At 73.1% G+C, this 15,672-nt stretch carries 17 protein-coding genes and 1 pseudogene; 8 read left to right on the forward strand and 10 right to left on the reverse strand.

The window, feature by feature from the left end; genetic code table 11:
- The first annotated feature begins 498 nt into the window (after nt 1-498).
- Both ACZ6R9_RS23620 and ACZ6R9_RS23625 read left to right on the forward strand, forming a co-directional pair.
- Nucleotides 499-825: a hypothetical protein gene (locus tag ACZ6R9_RS23620; protein ID WP_465540142.1), complete on the forward strand. Its 327-nt coding sequence runs from the start codon at nt 499-501 to the stop codon at nt 823-825.
- 84 nt (nt 826-909) lie between these two features.
- Nucleotides 910-1,113 carry a hypothetical protein gene (locus ACZ6R9_RS23625; RefSeq protein ID WP_380478859.1) on the forward strand — a complete coding sequence of 68 codons (204 nt, stop codon included), beginning with the start codon at nt 910-912 and terminating at the stop codon, nt 1,111-1,113.
- A gap of 263 nt (nt 1,114-1,376) precedes the next feature.
- Here ACZ6R9_RS23625 and ACZ6R9_RS23630 read toward each other — a convergent pair whose 3' ends face one another.
- On the reverse strand, nt 1,377-2,180 hold the full coding sequence (locus ACZ6R9_RS23630; RefSeq protein WP_465540144.1) for an exodeoxyribonuclease III: 804 nt from the start codon (nt 2,178-2,180) through the stop codon (nt 1,377-1,379).
- 209 nt (nt 2,181-2,389) lie between these two features.
- On the opposite strand from ACZ6R9_RS23630, the gene ACZ6R9_RS23635 reads away from it, so the two are divergent.
- Entirely contained in the window at nt 2,390-3,166 is a 777-nt protein-coding gene (locus ACZ6R9_RS23635; protein WP_380478855.1) for a GntR family transcriptional regulator, read from the forward strand.
- Between the two features lie 204 nt (nt 3,167-3,370).
- On the opposite strand, the gene ACZ6R9_RS23640 is transcribed toward ACZ6R9_RS23635, so the two are convergent.
- Nucleotides 3,371-4,522, reverse strand: coding sequence for an ROK family protein (locus ACZ6R9_RS23640; RefSeq protein WP_465540147.1), 1,152 nt, complete (start codon nt 4,520-4,522; stop codon nt 3,371-3,373).
- Between the two features lie 339 nt (nt 4,523-4,861).
- Here ACZ6R9_RS23640 and ACZ6R9_RS23645 point away from each other — a divergent pair, with 339 nt between their 5' ends.
- Nucleotides 4,862-5,557 (forward strand): class I SAM-dependent methyltransferase, encoded by a 696-nt coding sequence (locus ACZ6R9_RS23645; protein WP_380478851.1) that lies wholly within the window; start codon nt 4,862-4,864, stop codon nt 5,555-5,557.
- A gap of 86 nt (nt 5,558-5,643) precedes the next feature.
- Here ACZ6R9_RS23645 and ACZ6R9_RS23650 read toward each other — a convergent pair whose 3' ends face one another.
- Nucleotides 5,644-6,243 (reverse strand): carbohydrate binding domain-containing protein, encoded by a 600-nt coding sequence (locus ACZ6R9_RS23650; RefSeq protein WP_465540149.1) that lies wholly within the window; start codon nt 6,241-6,243, stop codon nt 5,644-5,646.
- A gap of 143 nt (nt 6,244-6,386) precedes the next feature.
- Between ACZ6R9_RS23650 and ACZ6R9_RS23655 the strand changes: the two genes are divergently transcribed.
- Complete coding sequence (locus ACZ6R9_RS23655) at nt 6,387-6,809, forward strand: GNAT family N-acetyltransferase (RefSeq protein WP_465540151.1); 423 nt, start codon at nt 6,387-6,389, stop codon at nt 6,807-6,809.
- A gap of 22 nt (nt 6,810-6,831) precedes the next feature.
- Here the strand turns inward: ACZ6R9_RS23655 and ACZ6R9_RS23660 are convergent, their stop codons facing one another.
- The 3 genes from ACZ6R9_RS23660 to ACZ6R9_RS23670 form a co-directional block, all read right to left on the reverse strand.
- Nucleotides 6,832-7,617, reverse strand: a complete 786-nt coding sequence (locus tag ACZ6R9_RS23660; RefSeq protein WP_465540153.1) for an SDR family oxidoreductase — start codon at nt 7,615-7,617, stop codon at nt 6,832-6,834.
- Between the two features lie 143 nt (nt 7,618-7,760).
- Nucleotides 7,761-8,345: a TetR/AcrR family transcriptional regulator gene (locus ACZ6R9_RS23665; RefSeq protein WP_465540155.1), complete on the reverse strand. Its 585-nt coding sequence runs from the start codon at nt 8,343-8,345 to the stop codon at nt 7,761-7,763.
- A 491-nt stretch (nt 8,346-8,836) separates the two neighbouring features.
- Nucleotides 8,837-9,010 (reverse strand): hypothetical protein, encoded by a 174-nt coding sequence (locus ACZ6R9_RS23670; RefSeq protein ID WP_465540157.1) that lies wholly within the window; start codon nt 9,008-9,010, stop codon nt 8,837-8,839.
- 251 nt (nt 9,011-9,261) lie between these two features.
- On the opposite strand from ACZ6R9_RS23670, the pseudogene ACZ6R9_RS23675 reads away from it, so the two are divergent.
- Together ACZ6R9_RS23675 and ACZ6R9_RS23680 are read left to right on the forward strand one after the other, a co-directional pair.
- Nucleotides 9,262-9,465, forward strand: a pseudogene (locus ACZ6R9_RS23675) (aldo/keto reductase); the annotation flags it as partial.
- Nucleotides 9,466-9,676: 211 nt separating this feature from the next.
- Nucleotides 9,677-10,432: an alpha/beta fold hydrolase gene (locus ACZ6R9_RS23680; RefSeq protein ID WP_465540159.1), complete on the forward strand. Its 756-nt coding sequence runs from the start codon at nt 9,677-9,679 to the stop codon at nt 10,430-10,432.
- A gap of 184 nt (nt 10,433-10,616) precedes the next feature.
- On the opposite strand, the gene ACZ6R9_RS23685 is transcribed toward ACZ6R9_RS23680, so the two are convergent.
- Complete coding sequence (locus ACZ6R9_RS23685; protein WP_465540161.1) at nt 10,617-11,195, reverse strand: dihydrofolate reductase family protein; 579 nt, start codon at nt 11,193-11,195, stop codon at nt 10,617-10,619.
- 92 nt (nt 11,196-11,287) lie between these two features.
- Between ACZ6R9_RS23685 and ACZ6R9_RS23690 the strand changes: the two genes are divergently transcribed.
- Entirely contained in the window at nt 11,288-11,881 is a 594-nt protein-coding gene (locus ACZ6R9_RS23690; protein ID WP_380478834.1) for a TetR/AcrR family transcriptional regulator, read from the forward strand.
- A 316-nt stretch (nt 11,882-12,197) separates the two neighbouring features.
- On the opposite strand, the gene bioD is transcribed toward ACZ6R9_RS23690, so the two are convergent.
- The 3 genes from bioD to bioB are packed head-to-tail and all read right to left on the reverse strand — an operon-like array spanning nt 12,198 to nt 15,539.
- A complete protein-coding gene (bioD, locus tag ACZ6R9_RS23695; RefSeq protein ID WP_465540164.1) occupies nt 12,198-12,932 on the reverse strand; it encodes a dethiobiotin synthase in 735 nt (244 codons plus the stop codon).
- Nucleotides 12,933-12,972: 40 nt separating this feature from the next.
- Nucleotides 12,973-14,220, reverse strand: coding sequence for an adenosylmethionine--8-amino-7-oxononanoate transaminase (locus ACZ6R9_RS23700; protein ID WP_465540340.1), 1,248 nt, complete (start codon nt 14,218-14,220; stop codon nt 12,973-12,975).
- Between the two features lie 59 nt (nt 14,221-14,279).
- On the reverse strand, nt 14,280-15,539 hold the full coding sequence (bioB, locus tag ACZ6R9_RS23705) for a biotin synthase BioB (RefSeq protein WP_465540166.1): 1,260 nt from the start codon (nt 15,537-15,539) through the stop codon (nt 14,280-14,282).
- Nucleotides 15,540-15,672: the final 133 nt, after the last annotated feature.

Genomic DNA, 15,672 nt, shown 5'->3' on the forward strand with positions numbered 1-15,672 from the left:
CGGGACGGCCGAGGATCGCAACATCCGTCTCCCCGGAGGCGGGCGCCAGGAACAGTCCGTGGCGGTCGTCCTTCGGGACGGCCGAGGATCGCAACATCCGTCTCCCCGGAGGCGGGCGCCAGGAACAGTCCGTGGCGGTCGTCCTTCGGGACGGCCGAGGATCGCAACACTGTTGCCGCGACGTCGGTCCGCTGCTCGCCGTCTGCTACATCGGCGTCCGGCGGCGGCACCTGGGGAACCTCGTTCACGAGTGGGCGCCCATTCCATTTTGATGGCCCGTTGCCGGACGAACCGCCTCGCAGGCCGGCTGCTGCCCGCTCTGCTCGGGGGAAGACTTCCTCCGCTACGGCCGCAGCCATTCCGTCCACCACGCCAAGCTCGGCTCGGGTGTTGGCCAGTTTCATCCTGGCGGATGATGCGCGCACGACCCGCGCACGATGTGACGGGGCGGGGCAGTGGATGAAGGTGTGGTTCCCGCGACTGAGGAGGGAACCCGCAATGGATCGATTGGACCGGGTGGGTCGGCCGGCTGCGTACGGGGCGGCGCTGGTGATGACGCCCTATCTGTTGATCAAGGTCTCGTGGGTGGTCGGCGCGATCGCCGGACTCTTACCGATCGGCGACGGATTCGGCCTGGCCGGCTGGGTGGTGCTCAACACCGTGACCATCGGCATGGCAGGCACCGGGATCGTCATGGCCCTCGCTCTCGTGCGGCCCTGGGGAATGCGGATACCGGGGCCGCTGGTGGCGTTCGCGGCCTGGGTGGATTCGGGATTCCTCGTGGCCATGGAGGCGGAACCAGACGCCGACGGGCGGGCAAGGTGACCAACGCCGCGTCCGCCTCGGCGTGGGACCCGCAGGGGAGGCGGTGCACAGCGGCCAGGCACAGGTCTGTGTGGCGGTGCAGGCATGCTCGCCGAAGGGCAGGCGCGGGGGGCGGGCGTCTGCGCGAAGGCGCCCGGCCGCAGCGGCCCCTTGGCGCGGCCGCATGGCGGTGCGGGCCTGCCGGACACGGGCGCGCCCGGGGCGCTGACGTGGGCCGGCCTGGCCGGTGGCGGACTGCTGACGGTGGGCGACGTACTGCTGGTGCGGGCCCGTAGTGGGACCGACTGACGGGGCAGTGCTTGTCCTCCCTCGCCAGATGAGAGGAGAAGCGCGGAGCCAGCTGGTTGCTCCTGGGGCCCTTCGGGCGCGAGGGGCGTTGTCACGCGTCCGGCCCGGTGCCGGAACGCGCGAGCGACCCCGCCACCAGCCGAAGCCGGGATGGCCGCATCGCCCCAGCCACCTACTCCCGTCCTGATGGGCGGTATGCATTCGATTGCCGTGACACCCCTTGCTGCCGCGCGCCGACGGCAGCAGCGGTTCGGATTCCCTGGCTAGAACGTGTGGTCGAAGACCGCTGTGACGGGGGCGTGATCGGACCAGCGCTCGGCGCTGGAGGCCGGGCGCTCCACGTAGGCGTCGGTGCAGCGGCTTGCGATACCCTGCGTTGTAAAAATCATGTCGATCCGCCAGCCGGAGTCGTTGTCGAAGGCGCGGCCCCGGTAGGACCACCAGGAGTACGGGCCCTCCTGGTCCGGGTGGTGCTGACGCAGGACGTCGACGTAGTCGTGGTCGTCGAGGACACGGGAGAGCCAGGCGCGTTCCTCGGGGAGGAAGCCGGCCTTCTTCGAGTTGCCCTTCCAGTTGCGCAGGTCGATCTCGCGGTGGGCGATGTTCCAGTCGCCGCAGACCAGCACCTCGCGGCCCTCGGCGGCGGCGCGCTCGCGCAGCGCTCCGAGGTGGACCAGGAACTCGGCCATGAAGCGTTCCTTCTCGTCCTGCCGCGGGGTGCCGACCTCGCCGGAGGGAAGGTAGAGGGAGGCGACGGTCAGGCCGGGGAGGTCGAGTTCGGCGTAGCGGCCGGAGACGTCGAACTCGGCCGAGCCGAAGCCGATCCGGGTGGCGTCCGGCTCACGGCGGGAGAGAACGGCAACGCCGGCACGGCCCTTCGCCGCGGCCGGCGCCCAGACCGCGTGCCAGCCGTCGAGCCGGGCCAGCACCTCGCCGAACTGCTCGGGCTCGGCTCGGACCTCCTGCAGGCACACCACCTCGGACTTGGTGTCGTCGATCCACTCCAGGAAGCCCTTCTTGGCGGCAGCCCGGATCCCGTTGACGTTGACCGTGGAAACACTCTTCACCCGGCGAGAGTACCGGGTTGCGGTCGCGCGCAGGTTCGCTTTGCCCCGAAGGAGCCCACCCATTGGTCTTGACCATGTCCACGGGCACCCCCTACTGTCGCTTACTGCAAAGACCTTTAATAAAGAAGCACGGATAAAGCCCGCCCTTCCCACCTGCCGAAACCGGGGGAGCAGCGGCGGGGCCGTCGCTCTTCAGGGTGGAGGACACGGTGGGGCAAGGAACGCTCACGGCGACTGCGGAGCCGAAGTACTGGCACCTGCGCTCGGTGCTGCTGCGCACCATGGACGCCGAGTTCTCCACCGGCCAGATCCTGCCCAACGAGCGTGAGCTCTCGGCCCGTTTCGGAGTGGCCCGCGCCACCCTGCGGCAGGCGCTCGACCAGCTGGAGCTGGAGGGCCGCCTGGTGCGCCGTCGCGGCATCGGTACGCTCGTCGCCGCTCCGCGCGTCGGCATCCCGGTCGGCGAACGCGAGTCCGCCCGGGCCGGGGCCGCGCGCGGCCAGGAGTGGAAGGTCGTCGACTGCACCACCGGCGCCGCCTCCGCCGCACTGGCCCGCACCCTCGGCATCGCCGAGGGCGAGCAGGTGCACACGGTGCGCCGGCTGCGGATCGCGCAGGGCGTGACGGTCGCTGTCGAGTCGCTGCACATGGCGGCCGCCGGGCAGCCGCGGCTGGCCGTGGTGGTGGACGAGGGCGACCGCGCCCGCGGCGTGCTGCGCCAGCTGGAGCGCCTCGGCGCCGACGGCGAGTCCCGCTCGGTGGAGCTGGGCGTGGCGGAGTCCGCCGAGGCCGCGCTGCTGGAGCGCCCCCCGGGCACCCCGGTGCTGGTGGTCACCACCCAGTACGCCGCGGCGGGCCGGCTGGCGGCCGTCGGCATCTCCACCTACCGCGCCGACACCTGCAAGCTGACCTTCGGCGAGTTCGGCACGGCCGTCCAGGTCGCGACGCCGGTCACTGCCAACGCGGCGGCCAACGCTGCGTCCTGACGGTCCGTCGGAAGATTTTCAGCTGCCCGTGCCATCCCTGGTCACCGATGCGGAACGGTGAACAGGGGTGGCACGGCTTTGAGCCGGACCGGTCGCGAACCGATGCCCGCGACCGGGGCGGGGGCCGGGTCGGCGGCTGGTTCGGCGGTCGGTTCGGGGACCGGCTCGGCGGCCGGGAGTTGCGCCGTGTGCCGCGAGACGGAATTACCGCACCGGCGGATCGACGGCGAACAGCTGCTCCTCGACGTGGTCGAGCGCGATCCGCAGGGCGCCCATCGCCACCACCTCGGAGCCGAGTGCGGCGAGGGCGACCTCGGGCGCGCGCAGCGTGTAGCGGGAGAGCTGTTCGCGCAGCGGCTCCAGGACGCCGTCCAGGCCGGCCGCCCAGCCGCCGACCACGACGAGTTCGGGGTCGAGGGCGAGGACGAGCGCGGTGACGTCGTGGACCAGGCGGCCGAGGAAGCGGTCCATGGCGATCTGGGCGACCTGGTCGCCCTCCCGGGCCAGGCGCAGGACGCGCGCCACCGCGGCCTCGTCCAGCGGGTCGAGGGGCTGGCCGGTGGTGGAGAGCAGCCGCTCGGGGGTGGCCTGCCGGCCGAGCAGGTGGAGGGCGCCGATCTCGCCGGCCGCGCCGCCGAAGCCGCGGTGCAGCCGGCCGCCGATCAGCGAGCCGGCGCCCGGGCTGAGGCCGGCCATCACGAACACCACGTCGCCCTTGCCGACGGCGGCGCCCTTCCAGTGTTCGGCGATGGCGGCGAGGTTGGCGTCGTTCTCGATCACCACGGGGCAGCGGAACGAGCGGCGCAGCCGGGCGCCGAGGTCGAGGCCGGTCCAGCCGGGCATCGCGGTGCCGAGCCGGACGACGCCTTCGCGGTCGACGATGCCGGGCGTGCCGACCGCGACCTCCCACAGGTTGTCGCGGGAGACCCCGGCCTTGCGCAGTACTTCGGCGACGGTGGTGCGGAGTTGGGTGAGCCGTTCCTCGGCCTCCATCGACTCGTCCACCGGCTTGGCGAAGCTGGTGAGTACCTCGCCGGCCAGGTCGGCGAGGACCACCCGCAGGTCGTGGACGCCGATTTCGATGCCGAGGACGTGCCCGGCCTCGGCGCGGAAGCGGAACCAGCGGGCCGGGCGGCCGCGTTGACGGCCCGACTCCTGGACGTGTTCGACCTCGGCGACGAGTCCGGACTCCAGCAGCCCCTCGATGACGCCCTCGACGGTAGGTCTGGACAGGCCGGTGTCGCCGACGAGTTGGGTGAGCGTGACGGCCTGTCCGTCGCGCAACGACCGCAGGGTGACCGCCGCGTTGATCCGCCGCAGCAGCGAGGAGTCCCCGCCGGTAAGACGATCCGCCAAGTCGCTGCCCTTCCGCTTCGCGCCACCGCCCTGGCGCGCGGTGCCGTGGACGCGGGTCGCGGCACACCGGCGTGTGGTACCGGGCGCCCCCGCGCGAGTTGCCGCCCGCGGCCGGGCACAACCCGTGTGCGGTGGTGCCGTGAAAACCGGGGCATCTGCCCGGATCGTACTCGGGCGCCCTCCGCGGAGCGAGCGTTTCCGCAGCTCATGACGGCTTCGGTATCGAAACGGTACGTGGCCTGTGTTCGGTCGGTGCTCGTGCGGAGGCAATCGCGGCGATCGTGTGGGCGGCCTGCTGCTTGCGCGTGGGAAGCGATCACTGGCCCTAGGCTGTGCGCCATGGGGAACGACACCGCCACGCTGCGGGGTACCGCCGAGCGTCAGATCTCTTCCGCCGACACGGAGTTCGTGCGCGCCCACACCCGGCCCGGGCCGGTTCCGTTCGTGCCCGAGGTGCGGCTGCGCATGGCGCAGGACGCGATCGCGCTGTGGGAGGTCACCGAGCGGGAACGCGGTGAGATCGGGTTGCCGCCGCCGTTCTGGGCGTTCCCGTGGGCGGGTGGCGTCGCGGTGGCCCGGCACGTGCTGGATCGGCCCGAACTGGTGGCGGGGCGCAGCGTGCTGGACCTGGCGGCGGGCTCCGGCCTGGTCGGGGTCGCGGCGGCGCTGAGCGGCGCGGCGCAGGTGCGGGCGGCGGAGATCGACGCGTACGCGGTGGCGGCGATCGCCGTGAACGCGGCCGCCAACGGTGTGTCGGTGACGGCGGAACTGGCGGACGTGCTGGACGGCGACGGCGACGGCTGCCAGGTGGTGCTGGCCGGCGACGTGTTCTACGAGCGGGCGATGGCGGCGCGCTTCCTGCCGTTCCTGGAGCGCGCCGCCGCCCGGGGCGCGACCGTGGTGGTCGGCGATCCGGGCCGGGCCTATCTGCCGCGCGAACGCTTCACGGCTCTCGCCGAGTACGCCGTCCCGGTCGCCGCGGACCTGGAGGACGCGGCCGTGAAGACCACCACGGTCTGGGCGCTGCGCGGCTGATGCACCGTCAGCTCCGAGGCGGGGGCGGAGTGTGCGGACGGTGCAGAGGTGTCAGCCGGCGGACGGGGCGGGCGTCGCGGTCGGCGTCAGGTGGCAGGGCCGGCCGAGGGTGCCGGGCTGCCGCCGGCCGGGACCGGGGTGCAGGTGTTCCGCGGCTGCCCCGGGCCCCACAGCTCGAACGAGCTGATCCGGTACGGCCCTTGCTGGTACCAGCCGTGGAAGTACACCATCAGCGTGCGGGTGTCCGGGCCGGTGGTGACCGTCCCGGTCAGTTCGTTCCAGTCGTTCCGGTTCGACCAGAGGGCGAGGTCCGTGGTGCCGGATCCGGTGACGCCCGCGAAGGCGAACGGCCCGGTGACCCGGGCGCTCAGCCGGTACGTGGAGTTCGGTTCGACCGTGACGCGCTGGGTGCAGCCCGCGAAGCTGCTGTCGGTCGGACGGCCCTCCAGCGTCCCGAAGGCGTCGGACGGCGGCAGCACCCGGCCGCTCTCGAAGCTCCAGGCGGGCATCCGGTTGCCCTGGTCGAAGTGCCCGTTGTCGACCACATCGACGGTCGGCGGCGCCGCCGACGCGGGGGAGTCGAGGCCGAGGCCCAGGCCCGCGCCGGCCAGGGCGAGGGCGGCGGCCGCGAGGCCGATCGGCAGGCCGTCGCGGCGGTAGCGATGGGCGGTTCTTTGCGCACGCATGCCATCTCCGAGGTGGGGAGGGTCGGGACGGGAAGCGGTGCGAGGGAGTGGCCCACACCTTGCTGGGGCGGGGCCGGTGCCGTCAAGAGCGGGTCCGCACATGGCTGGTGGCCGGGCCGTCGCCGCTGGTAGGAAGGGGTGCCATGAACGAGTACGAACTGCGGGCCGCGCTGCCCGCCGACATCGACGCGGTGCTGGCGTTCTGGGCCGAGGCCGCCGAGGGCACCAGCATCAGCGACGACCGGGCAGGCGTGGCAGGGCTGTTGGAACGCGACCCGCAGGCGCTGATCCTGGCGGTGCGGGACGGCGCGATCCTGGGCACGGTGATCGCGGGCTGGGACGGCTGGCGCTGCCACCTCTACCGGCTGGCCGTCCACCCGTCGGCCCGCCGCCGCGGCATCGGCGGCGCACTGCTGGCCGCCGCGCACGCCCGCTTCGAGGCACTGGGCGGGCGGCGGGCCGACGCGATGGTGCTGGAGCACAACGAACTCGGCCGGTCGGCCTGGCGGGCGGCCGGGTACGGGCGCGAGGAGCAGTGGCGCCGCTGGACCCGGCTGCTGAGCTGATTGAACGTCAACTCGCTGCTGTTCAGGCGGACTTGAGGGTTCCGCCGTCAACCACCAGGTCCGCTCCGTGGATGTTGGCGGCCCGGTCGGAGAGGGCGAAGACCACCAGGTCGGCGACCTCCTCGGGGGTGGAGAGCCGGCCCGACGCGGTGCCCGCCCGGGCGGGCAGGCCGTCCAGCAGGGCATCGAGGGGGACGCCCATGGCGTCCGCCATCCGGCCGCCGTAGCCGTCGGCGGCGGTCCACTGGTCGGTGGAGGTCGGGCCGGGCGAGACAGTGTTGACGCGCACCCCGCGCGGTGCGAGTTCCTCGCTGAGGCGCTTGCCGAACTGGGTGAGCGCCGCCTTGGCCTCGGCATAGCCGACCGGGGAGCCGGTGGGGATACGGGAGTTGATCGAGGAGACGTTGACGATCGCGCCGCGCCGCTCCAGCAGGCTGGGCAACGCCGCCCGGGTGGTGCGCACCGCCGACATCACGTTCAGATAGAACAGCGACTGCCACTGCTCGTCCGCCGCGTCCAGCACGCCACCGAGGGCGAAGATTGAGGGGTCGCCCGCGCCCACGTTGTTGACCAGCAGGTCGATGCCGCCGAGCGTCGCCAGCGCCTGCCCGACCGCGTCCTCGGCGCCCTGGCGGGTGCTCAGATCGGCGGTCGCCACGGTGGCGACGGCGGCCAACTCCGGTGTGGCGGTGCGGGTCGCGCCCACCACCTTCACTCCCTCGGCGGCCAGCGCGCGGGCGATGGCGAGGCCGATGCCGCGTCCCGCGCCGGTGACCAGGGCGGTGCGGCCGTTGAGTCCGAGATCCATGGCTCCTCATTTCCGGTCCGCCCGTTGCGGGCGGCCGACATTCTTGAATCAGAGGTCAAATATCAGGGTGTGCGAGACCGCGCGGCGGTAAGGCCGTGCGGTCAGGAGGTCGTGCACTTGGGGGTCGTGCGCTTGGGGGTTCCTCAGGGACCGAAGACGGTGGTGACGGTGGTGTCGACGATCGCCAGGACCGTCTCGCGGTCGTAGGCCCGGGCCATCACCCGCAGCCCGGCGAGCGCGGTCATCAGGAACCTGGCCTGCGTCCGCGCGTCCATCGAGCCCGGGACGTCGCCGTCCAGCTTGCCCCGCTCGATGCGCGCGGCCAGCAGGTCGGCGCTGTGCTCGGTCAGTCGGCGCACTGCGAGCGCGGCGTCCGCGTCCCGCCCGCCGAGCTCCAGTGCGGTGTTGACGGCGAGGCAGCCGCGTCGCACCGGGCCGTCGAAGTCCCTGTCCACCAGCATTGCCAGGTAGGTCCGGATGCACTCCTTCGCGGTGCCCGGCCCCGCCAGGAACTCCTCGGTCAGCTCGGTGCCGGTGCGGTCGTACGCGTCCAGCGCCCGGCCGAAGAGCTCCCGCTTGGAGCCGAAGGCGTGGTACAGGCTGCCCTTGCCGATGCCCGCCGCCTCGGCCAGCTCGGCCGGCGAGGACCCGGCGTAGCCGTTCGTCCAGAACACCTGCATCGCCTGCGCGATCGCAGTGCCCTCGTCGAATTGCTTGGGTCGTCCCATGACCTGACGGTACGACATATTTGACCTTGCGGTCAATAACGGCGTCGTCCCGAGGGCGCCAAGGTCGGCGGTGCCGGTGCCGGGCTCCGTGGACCGCAACGCGATCCGGTCCAGCGCCCGGACGGGATCCGAAACGGCGCACCCCACCGGATGCCGCAGGCGAGGCGAACGCGGCCGTCGCGGCCGTGAGTTGCCGCGGCGAGGCCGTTCGGGACGGCCGGTACCTCCTCCGACGGGCTCGTGGAACCCCAAGGATTCGAGGATCCGCCCGGGTCGGCAGCGGTCCGGCCTCGAACCGGTCAGGCGGCGGGCGGCTCACCGTGAATCGCCCTCAACTTCCCGAAGGGGGAACCACCATGGAGCGAGGAATCACCGCCATGCCGCGCCGCACGGGCCTGGTTGTCGCAGTCGCCGCGACCGCGCTGCTGCGCAGCAGGCGAGCCCCGGCGGAGGGGGAACTCCGTTGGGGTGGGGGCGCCAGGGGAGTCGTGTCACTGGCCGAGGAGGTGGGCGAAGTCGTAGCCCAGGCCGCCGAGTTGGGGGAGGGCGCCGAGGTCGGTGATTGCGCCGACCGGGATGCTGTAGGTCTGGTCCGGGGTGGTGGCGGCGGTGGCCGGGGCGGCCGCGAGGAGGAGGGCGGCGAGGGCGGTGAGGGCGGTGCGCATGGCGGACTCCTCGGGGACGGGGGCTGACGGTTGTTCAACGGGCGGGCGGGGGCGGTGGTGACGCGGGGACGCCCGTTCGGGTGCAGGTGAGGGTGCGGGCCCCGGTGGTGATGCGGGTGGCCAACTCCTGGGCGAGACGGGCCGGGTGGCCGCGTCGGCGGCGGGAGAGGGCGAGGCCGAGGTGGCGGCGCGGGGCGGGTTCGGCGAGGGGGGAGGGAAAGCAGGCCGGGGTGGTCGGCGAGGCCGATCCGGGGCCGCCGAGCGCCACCCCCTTCCACGCGCTGGCCGCCGAGCGCCGGGTCAGCCCCCAACAGGTGTGCCTGGCCTGGCACTTGGCGCAGTCGCCGACCGTCGTCCCGATACCCGGTGCCCGCCGGCCCGCCTCCATCCGCGACTCCGCCGCCGCGGCGGGCCTCGCCCTCACCGCGGCCGAACTCGCCACCCTGCACCCCTGATCGGCCGTGCCCTGCCGAGGCCTATCGCGTCCTGTCGCGTCCTGCCGAGGCCGGGCAGGGGCGAGCCGCGAACCGGCGCGGTGCGGAGGCGGGGCCAGGCAGGTGGTGAGGGCTTCTTTCGTGGGCGGCGCGTCCGCCGGTGCGGGGTCCGCGGTCCGTCCCGTGCGAACCGTCCGTTCGGGCGGGCGGTTCGCGGGGAACGACCGAGGGCATGACGATTTCTCACCGCTCGACCGGCACCGGCGACCACCACGTCCTGGTGCTCCACGACTGGTTCGGCACCAGCGCCGGCTGGGGCCCGTTCCTCGACTACCTCGACGGGGGCGCGTTCAGCTACGCCTTCCTCGACTACCGCGGCTACGGGCAGCGCAAGGACGTCCCCGGCAGGTACACGCTCGCCGAGATCGCGGCCGACGCGCTCGCCCTGGCCGACCAGCTCGGCTGGGACCGGTTCTCCCTGGTCGGCCACTCGATGGGCGGGAAGGCGGCCCAGCAGGTGCTTGCCGAGGCGCCGCTGCGGGTGCGCAAACTGGTCGGTCTGGCCCCGGTGCCGGCCGGGGCGTATCCGCTGGACGAGGCAGGTGAGGCGCTGTTCTACGGTGCCGCCGAGGATCGGGAGAAGCGCCTGGCGATCCTCGATCTGGTCACCGGACAGCGGGCCGGCCGGGTCTGGCTCGACCGCATGGTCGAGCAGTCGCTCCGGCTGTCCGCCCCCGAGGCCTTCGGCGGTTACGTCCGCGACTGGGCGACGGCCGACCTGGAGGGCCGGATCAGCGGCAACCCGGTGCCGGTCAAGGTGATCGTCGGCGAGCACGACCTCGCCCTCACCGCCGACGTGATGCGCGGGACCTTCCTCACCCACTACCCCAACGCCGAGCTCGAGGAGCTGGCCGGCAGCGGCCACTACCCGATGTACGAGACCCCGGTGGCCCTCGCGGCGTCCCTGGAGGGTTTCCTCCGCGACTGAAGCGACTGAAGCGACTGACGCAGCTGGCACGGCTGGCACGGCTGGCGCAGCTGACGCAACTGCCGCCCTGCCGCCCGCTGTTCGGCGCGGCGGGCCCGCACGGGAGGCCGGCCCCGCCCGGCCTCCCGTGCACCGCGCCGGTGGGCCCCGCCCGGCGCCGGCCGCGCGCCCGGGTGTCGCACGGCTACTCGGCCGCGCGGTAGGTGGAAATGGTGCCGCCGTTGCTGAACTCCAGCGTCTCGACGTGGGCGAACGGGCGCGGCCGGAACTCGCCGGCGAAGGCGGGGAGGCCGGTGCCGGCCACCACGGGGTAGCGCTTCCAGATCAGTTCGTCGATCTCCGGCAGCAGTTCGCCCGCCAGCCGGGCGCCGCCGCACAGCCAGATATCGCCGTCGCCGCCCTGCTGCTTCAACTCCCGTACCAGGCCCAGCGGGTCGGTGCGGACCAGGTTGACCGTCGGATCGGTCGGCTCGGGCAGGGTGGAGGACACCACGTACTGCTTCAGGTGCGCGTACGGGCTGGTGACGCCGATGCCGAGCGCGGGCCGGTAGGTGTTCAGGCCCATCACCACGGTGTCGAAGCGCTTGTTGGGCACCCCGTCGAGGCCGAGGTGCGGCCGGGCGTGGCTCGGCATCGTCTCGGGGAACTCGGCCCGGAGGTACTCCGCCATGTCGGCGGGCTGGGGGTAGAAGTCGTACTCGCCTGCCGGGCCGGCAATGAAGCCGTCGATGGAGACGGCGACGTAGTACACGAGCTTTCGCATTCAGTGCCTTTCGAAGGGGTTGACCACTTGGTCTGTAGTACTCTGTTTGGAGTGGTAAGAACGTAGCACTACGAGTGGAGTGGTTACAAGCAATGGCCCGAAGTAATCCCGAACGACGCGCGGCCCTGCTCGACGCCGCCATCGAAGTCCTCGCCGAGGAAGGCGCCCGCGGGCTGACGTTCCGGGCGGTGGACCAGCGCGCCGCCGTCCCCGCCGGCACCGCCTCCAACTACTTCAGCAACCGCGACGCCCTGCTCGCCCAGTGCGCCGAGCGCGTGTACGAGCGCCTCGGCGCCGACCCGGAGGCTCTCGCCCAGGGCCTGGCCGGGCCGCGCGACAGCGCGAGGGTCGCCGAGCTGATGCACCAACTCGTCGACCGGGTCGCCGACTTCCCGACCGGCTTCCTCGCCCTGCTGGAACTCCGCCTGGCCGCGCTGCGCCGCCCCGAACTGAGGGAGACCGTCACCCGCCGGATCGGCGCGGACCTCCAGTTCAACATCGACTACCACCTCGCCGCCGGCCTGCCGGGCGACGCCACCGCGGTGCAACTGCTGTACCTGGCCCTGAACTGGCTGATCCTGGAGCGCCTCGCCCTGCCCGACCTGTTCACCCCCGAGCAACGCACCAAGCTGGTGGACGAGTTGGTGACCCGCCTGATCGGCGGACCGGGAGGGGCGGGGGAGTAGCGCGAGGACCGGCCGCCCGCCGCGGTGTCCGGGCTTCGGCGGCCGGGAGTCCACCAGGGTGCCCGTCGGCGCGTCGAGCAGCACCGGGTACCCGCCCGCCTCCGGCGAGTACGACCCGGCGAACGCGGGCACCTCCGCCCAGGCAGATCGCGGCCGGTCGGATGTCCGCCACCTTGCCGCTGTTCGTCATGGACGTCACCGACGACGCCTACCTGGGCCTGTGCGTCGGCGGGATCGGCTCGTGGTTGCCCGGCCCGCCGGTCGCCCGCCCGCGTTCGGGCGCGGCGCGGTTCGGGCGCGGCGCGGTTCGGGCGTCTCAGCCCGGGTGGTGCGCCGTCGCGAACGCCTCGGCGTCCCAGTGACCGCCCAGCGACGGGGCGAGCGAGGATGCGGCCAACTCGCGGAAGGCGGACGGCGATTGGGCGGCCGCCGCGCCGGCCGGCAGGGCGCCCAGCAGGGGGGCGCCGGCGGCGGACGGGAGGTCGGCCAGGTTGCAGCGGGCCGCGAGGTCGGGGTCGGCGGGCCAGCTGCCGACCACCACCCCGCGCAGCGCCAGGCCGCGGTGGCGCAGTGCCTCCGCGGTCAGCGCCGTCGCGTTGAGGGTGCCCAGGCCGGCTGCCGCGACCAGCAGGAACTCGACCTGGACGCCCGCGAGTTCGCAGGCGGCGGCGAGGTCCGCGATGGTCCGGCCCTGCGCGTCGTAGCGGACCAGCAGCCCGCCCGCGCCCTCCACCAGCACGGCGCCGAAGCGTCCGGCCAGGTCGGCCACGGTCTTCGCCACCTCGTCCGGTGCGAGGGCCGGAAGACCGGACCGGCGGGCCGCCGTGTCGGGCGCCAACGGCTCGGGGTAGCGGGCCAGTTCGACGCCGTGCACCAGCGGCCCGGCCAGCCGGGCCACCTCCTCCACGTCGCCCGGCTCGCCCGGCGTCAGCCCCGTCTGGCCGGGCTTGAGCACCGCCACCGGATCGGTGCGGAGCGCGGCGAGGGCCGCGGTGGTGACGGTCTTGCCGACCTCGGTGTTGGTGCCGGTGACGAACAGAACGGACGACATGGTGCTTCCTCAGGAGGGTGGTTCAGCCGCTGTGCGGGGTTCAGCCGCTGTGCGCGGCGTGGGACGCGGCAGCGGCGGCGACGGCGCGGCCGATCGCGGCCACGTCGGCGTCCCCGGTGACGAACGGCGGCATGGTGTAGATCAGGTCGCGGAACGGCCGCAGCCACACGCCCTGTTCGGCGGCCGCCGCGGTGGCCGCCGCCATGTCGACCGGCGCGTCCAGCTGCACCACGCCGATCGCGCCCAGCACCCGGACGTCCCGCACCCCGGGCTGCCCCGCGCACGGTGCGAGGGCGGTGCGGAGCGCAGTCTCGATGCGCTTGACCCCGGTGCGCCAGTCCTGGCTCAGCAGGAGGTCGATCGAGGCGTTGGCGGCGGCGGTGGCCAGCGGGTTGCCCATGAACGTCGGACCGTGCGCCAGCACCGGGACCTCGCCGCGCGAGATGCCCTCCGCGACCCTGCTGGTGCACAGGGTGGCGGCCAGCGTCAGGTAGCCGCCGGTCAGCGCCTTCCCGAGGCACATCACGTCCGGGGAGACGCCCGCGTGGTCGGCGGCGAACAGTTCGCCGGTGCGGCCGAAGCCGGTGGCGATCTCGTCGAAGACCAGCAGGACGTCGTGCGCGTCGCACAACTCCCGCAGAGCGGTCAGGTAATCGGGGGAGTGGAAGCGCATTCCGCCCGCGCCCTGCACCACCGGTTCGACGATCACGGCGGCCAGCTCGCCGGCGTGCCGTTCGATCAGGCCGGCCAGGTGCGCCAGGTACTCCGGGTCGGCCGGGGCGTCGTACCCGGCGGGCGGCTCGGCGGCGAACAGCTGACGGGGCAGCACCCCGCCCCACAGGTGGTGCATCCCGCCCTCGGGGTCGCACACCGACATGGGGTGGAAGGTGTCGCCGTGGTAGCCGCCGCGCCAGGTCAGCACCCGCCGCTTCTCCGGCCGTCCCAGCGACTGCCAGTACTGGAGGCACATCTTCAGCGCCACCTCGACCGCCACCGAACCGGAGTCGGCGAGGAACACGTGCTGCAGCGGCTCGGGCGTCAACTCCACCAGCTTGACGGCGAGTTCGACTGCGGGGCGATGGGTCAGGCCGCCGAACATGACGTGGCTCATCCGCTCCAGCTGATCGTGGACGGCCGCGTCCAGCACCGGGTGCCGGTAGCCGTGGATCGCCGCCCACCAGGACGACATCCCGTCGATCAGCTCCTCGTGCCCGCCCACCGGCTCGGCCAGCCGCAGGCGCACGCCCGCGGCCGACTCCACCACGAACGGCCGGACCGTCCCCGGCATCGGACCGTACGGGTGCCAGACGTGCGCCCGGTCCAGGTCGAGCAACTGCGCGTTGTCGCTCACGCGTTCGGCGCCAGTTCGGTGCCTGCGCCACGACGGCGCACCCGCACCAGGTCGGTGCGCGCCTCGTCCTCGGTGACGGCCTGGTCCTCGGTGACGGCCTGGTCCTCGGTGGCGTCCTCCGTCGGGTGGCCGCCGCAGGGGCCGCAGGCGCCGCCCGTCCCGCAGCCGCCGCCCGTCCCGCAGGCGTTCGCGGCGTCCTCGCCGTGGCCGCCGCAGACGGACGCGCCGCCGCCGCAGCCACCGGCCGCCGCCGCGCGGTGGCGGGGCAGGGTGGTCTGCTCGGCGCCCTCCACCTCGAAACCGGCGTCCTTGATCATGTCGAGGTCGGCCTGTCCGGCCTGGCCCTCGCTGGTCAGGTAGTCGCCCAGGAAGATCGAGTTGGCGATGTGCAGGCCCAGCGGCTGCATCGACCGCAGGTGCACCTCTCGGCCGCCCGCGATCCGCACCTCGATGTCCGGGCAGACGAACCGGACCATCGCCAGGATCCGCAGGCAGCGCTGCGGCGTCAGGTTCCACTCCTCCGCGAGCGGGGTGCCCTCGAACGGGATCAGGAAGTTCACCGGCACCGAGTCCGGGTCCAGCTCGCGCAGCGCGAAGACCACGTCCACCAGGTCCTCGTCACTCTCGCCCATGCCCGCGATCAGCCCCGAACAGGCCGACAGCCCGGCCCCGTGCGCCTTCTCCACGGTGTCCACCCGGTCCGCGTAGGTGTGGGTGGTGGTGATCTCGCCGTAGGTGCTCTCGGAGGTGTTCAGGTTGTGGTTGTACGCGTCCGCGCCGGCCGCCTTCAGACGCTCCGCCTGATTGTCCGACAGCAGACCCAGGCAGGCGCACACCTCGACCTGCTCGTCCGCGTCCTTGATGGCAGCGATGGTGTCCGCCACCCGGTCGATGTCCCGGTCCGTCGGCCCACGGCCGCTGGCCACCAGGCACACCCGCTTCGCGCCGCCCGCGACACCCGCGGCCGCCGCCTCGGCGGCCTGCTCCGGCTTCAGCCAGGTGTACTTGAGGATTTCCGCCTTCGACCCGAGGCGCTGCGAACAGTACGAGCAGTCCTCCGGGCACAGCCCGCTCTTCAGGTTCACCAGGTAGTTGAGCTTCACCCGCCGCCCGAACCACTGCCGGCGCACCCGCCCCGCCGCTGCGACCACGTCCAGCAGCTCGTCATCCGTGGTGGCCAGTACGGCCAGCGCCTCCTCGCGGGTGGGCAGTTCCCGGCGAAGGCCCTTGTCGGTCAGCGTGTCGAGGAGATCCATGGCCCGATCCTGCCCGGGCCGCCCCGCCGTTCGCCAGAGGGAACACACCAGAAGATCGCCCGGAGCGTGTGCGAGTAGTCACAACAGGCCTTGACCTGCCGCTTTACGCACCATCTGACGGTATTCCGAACCC

This window comes from Kitasatospora sp. NPDC048662, from assembly GCF_055587065.1.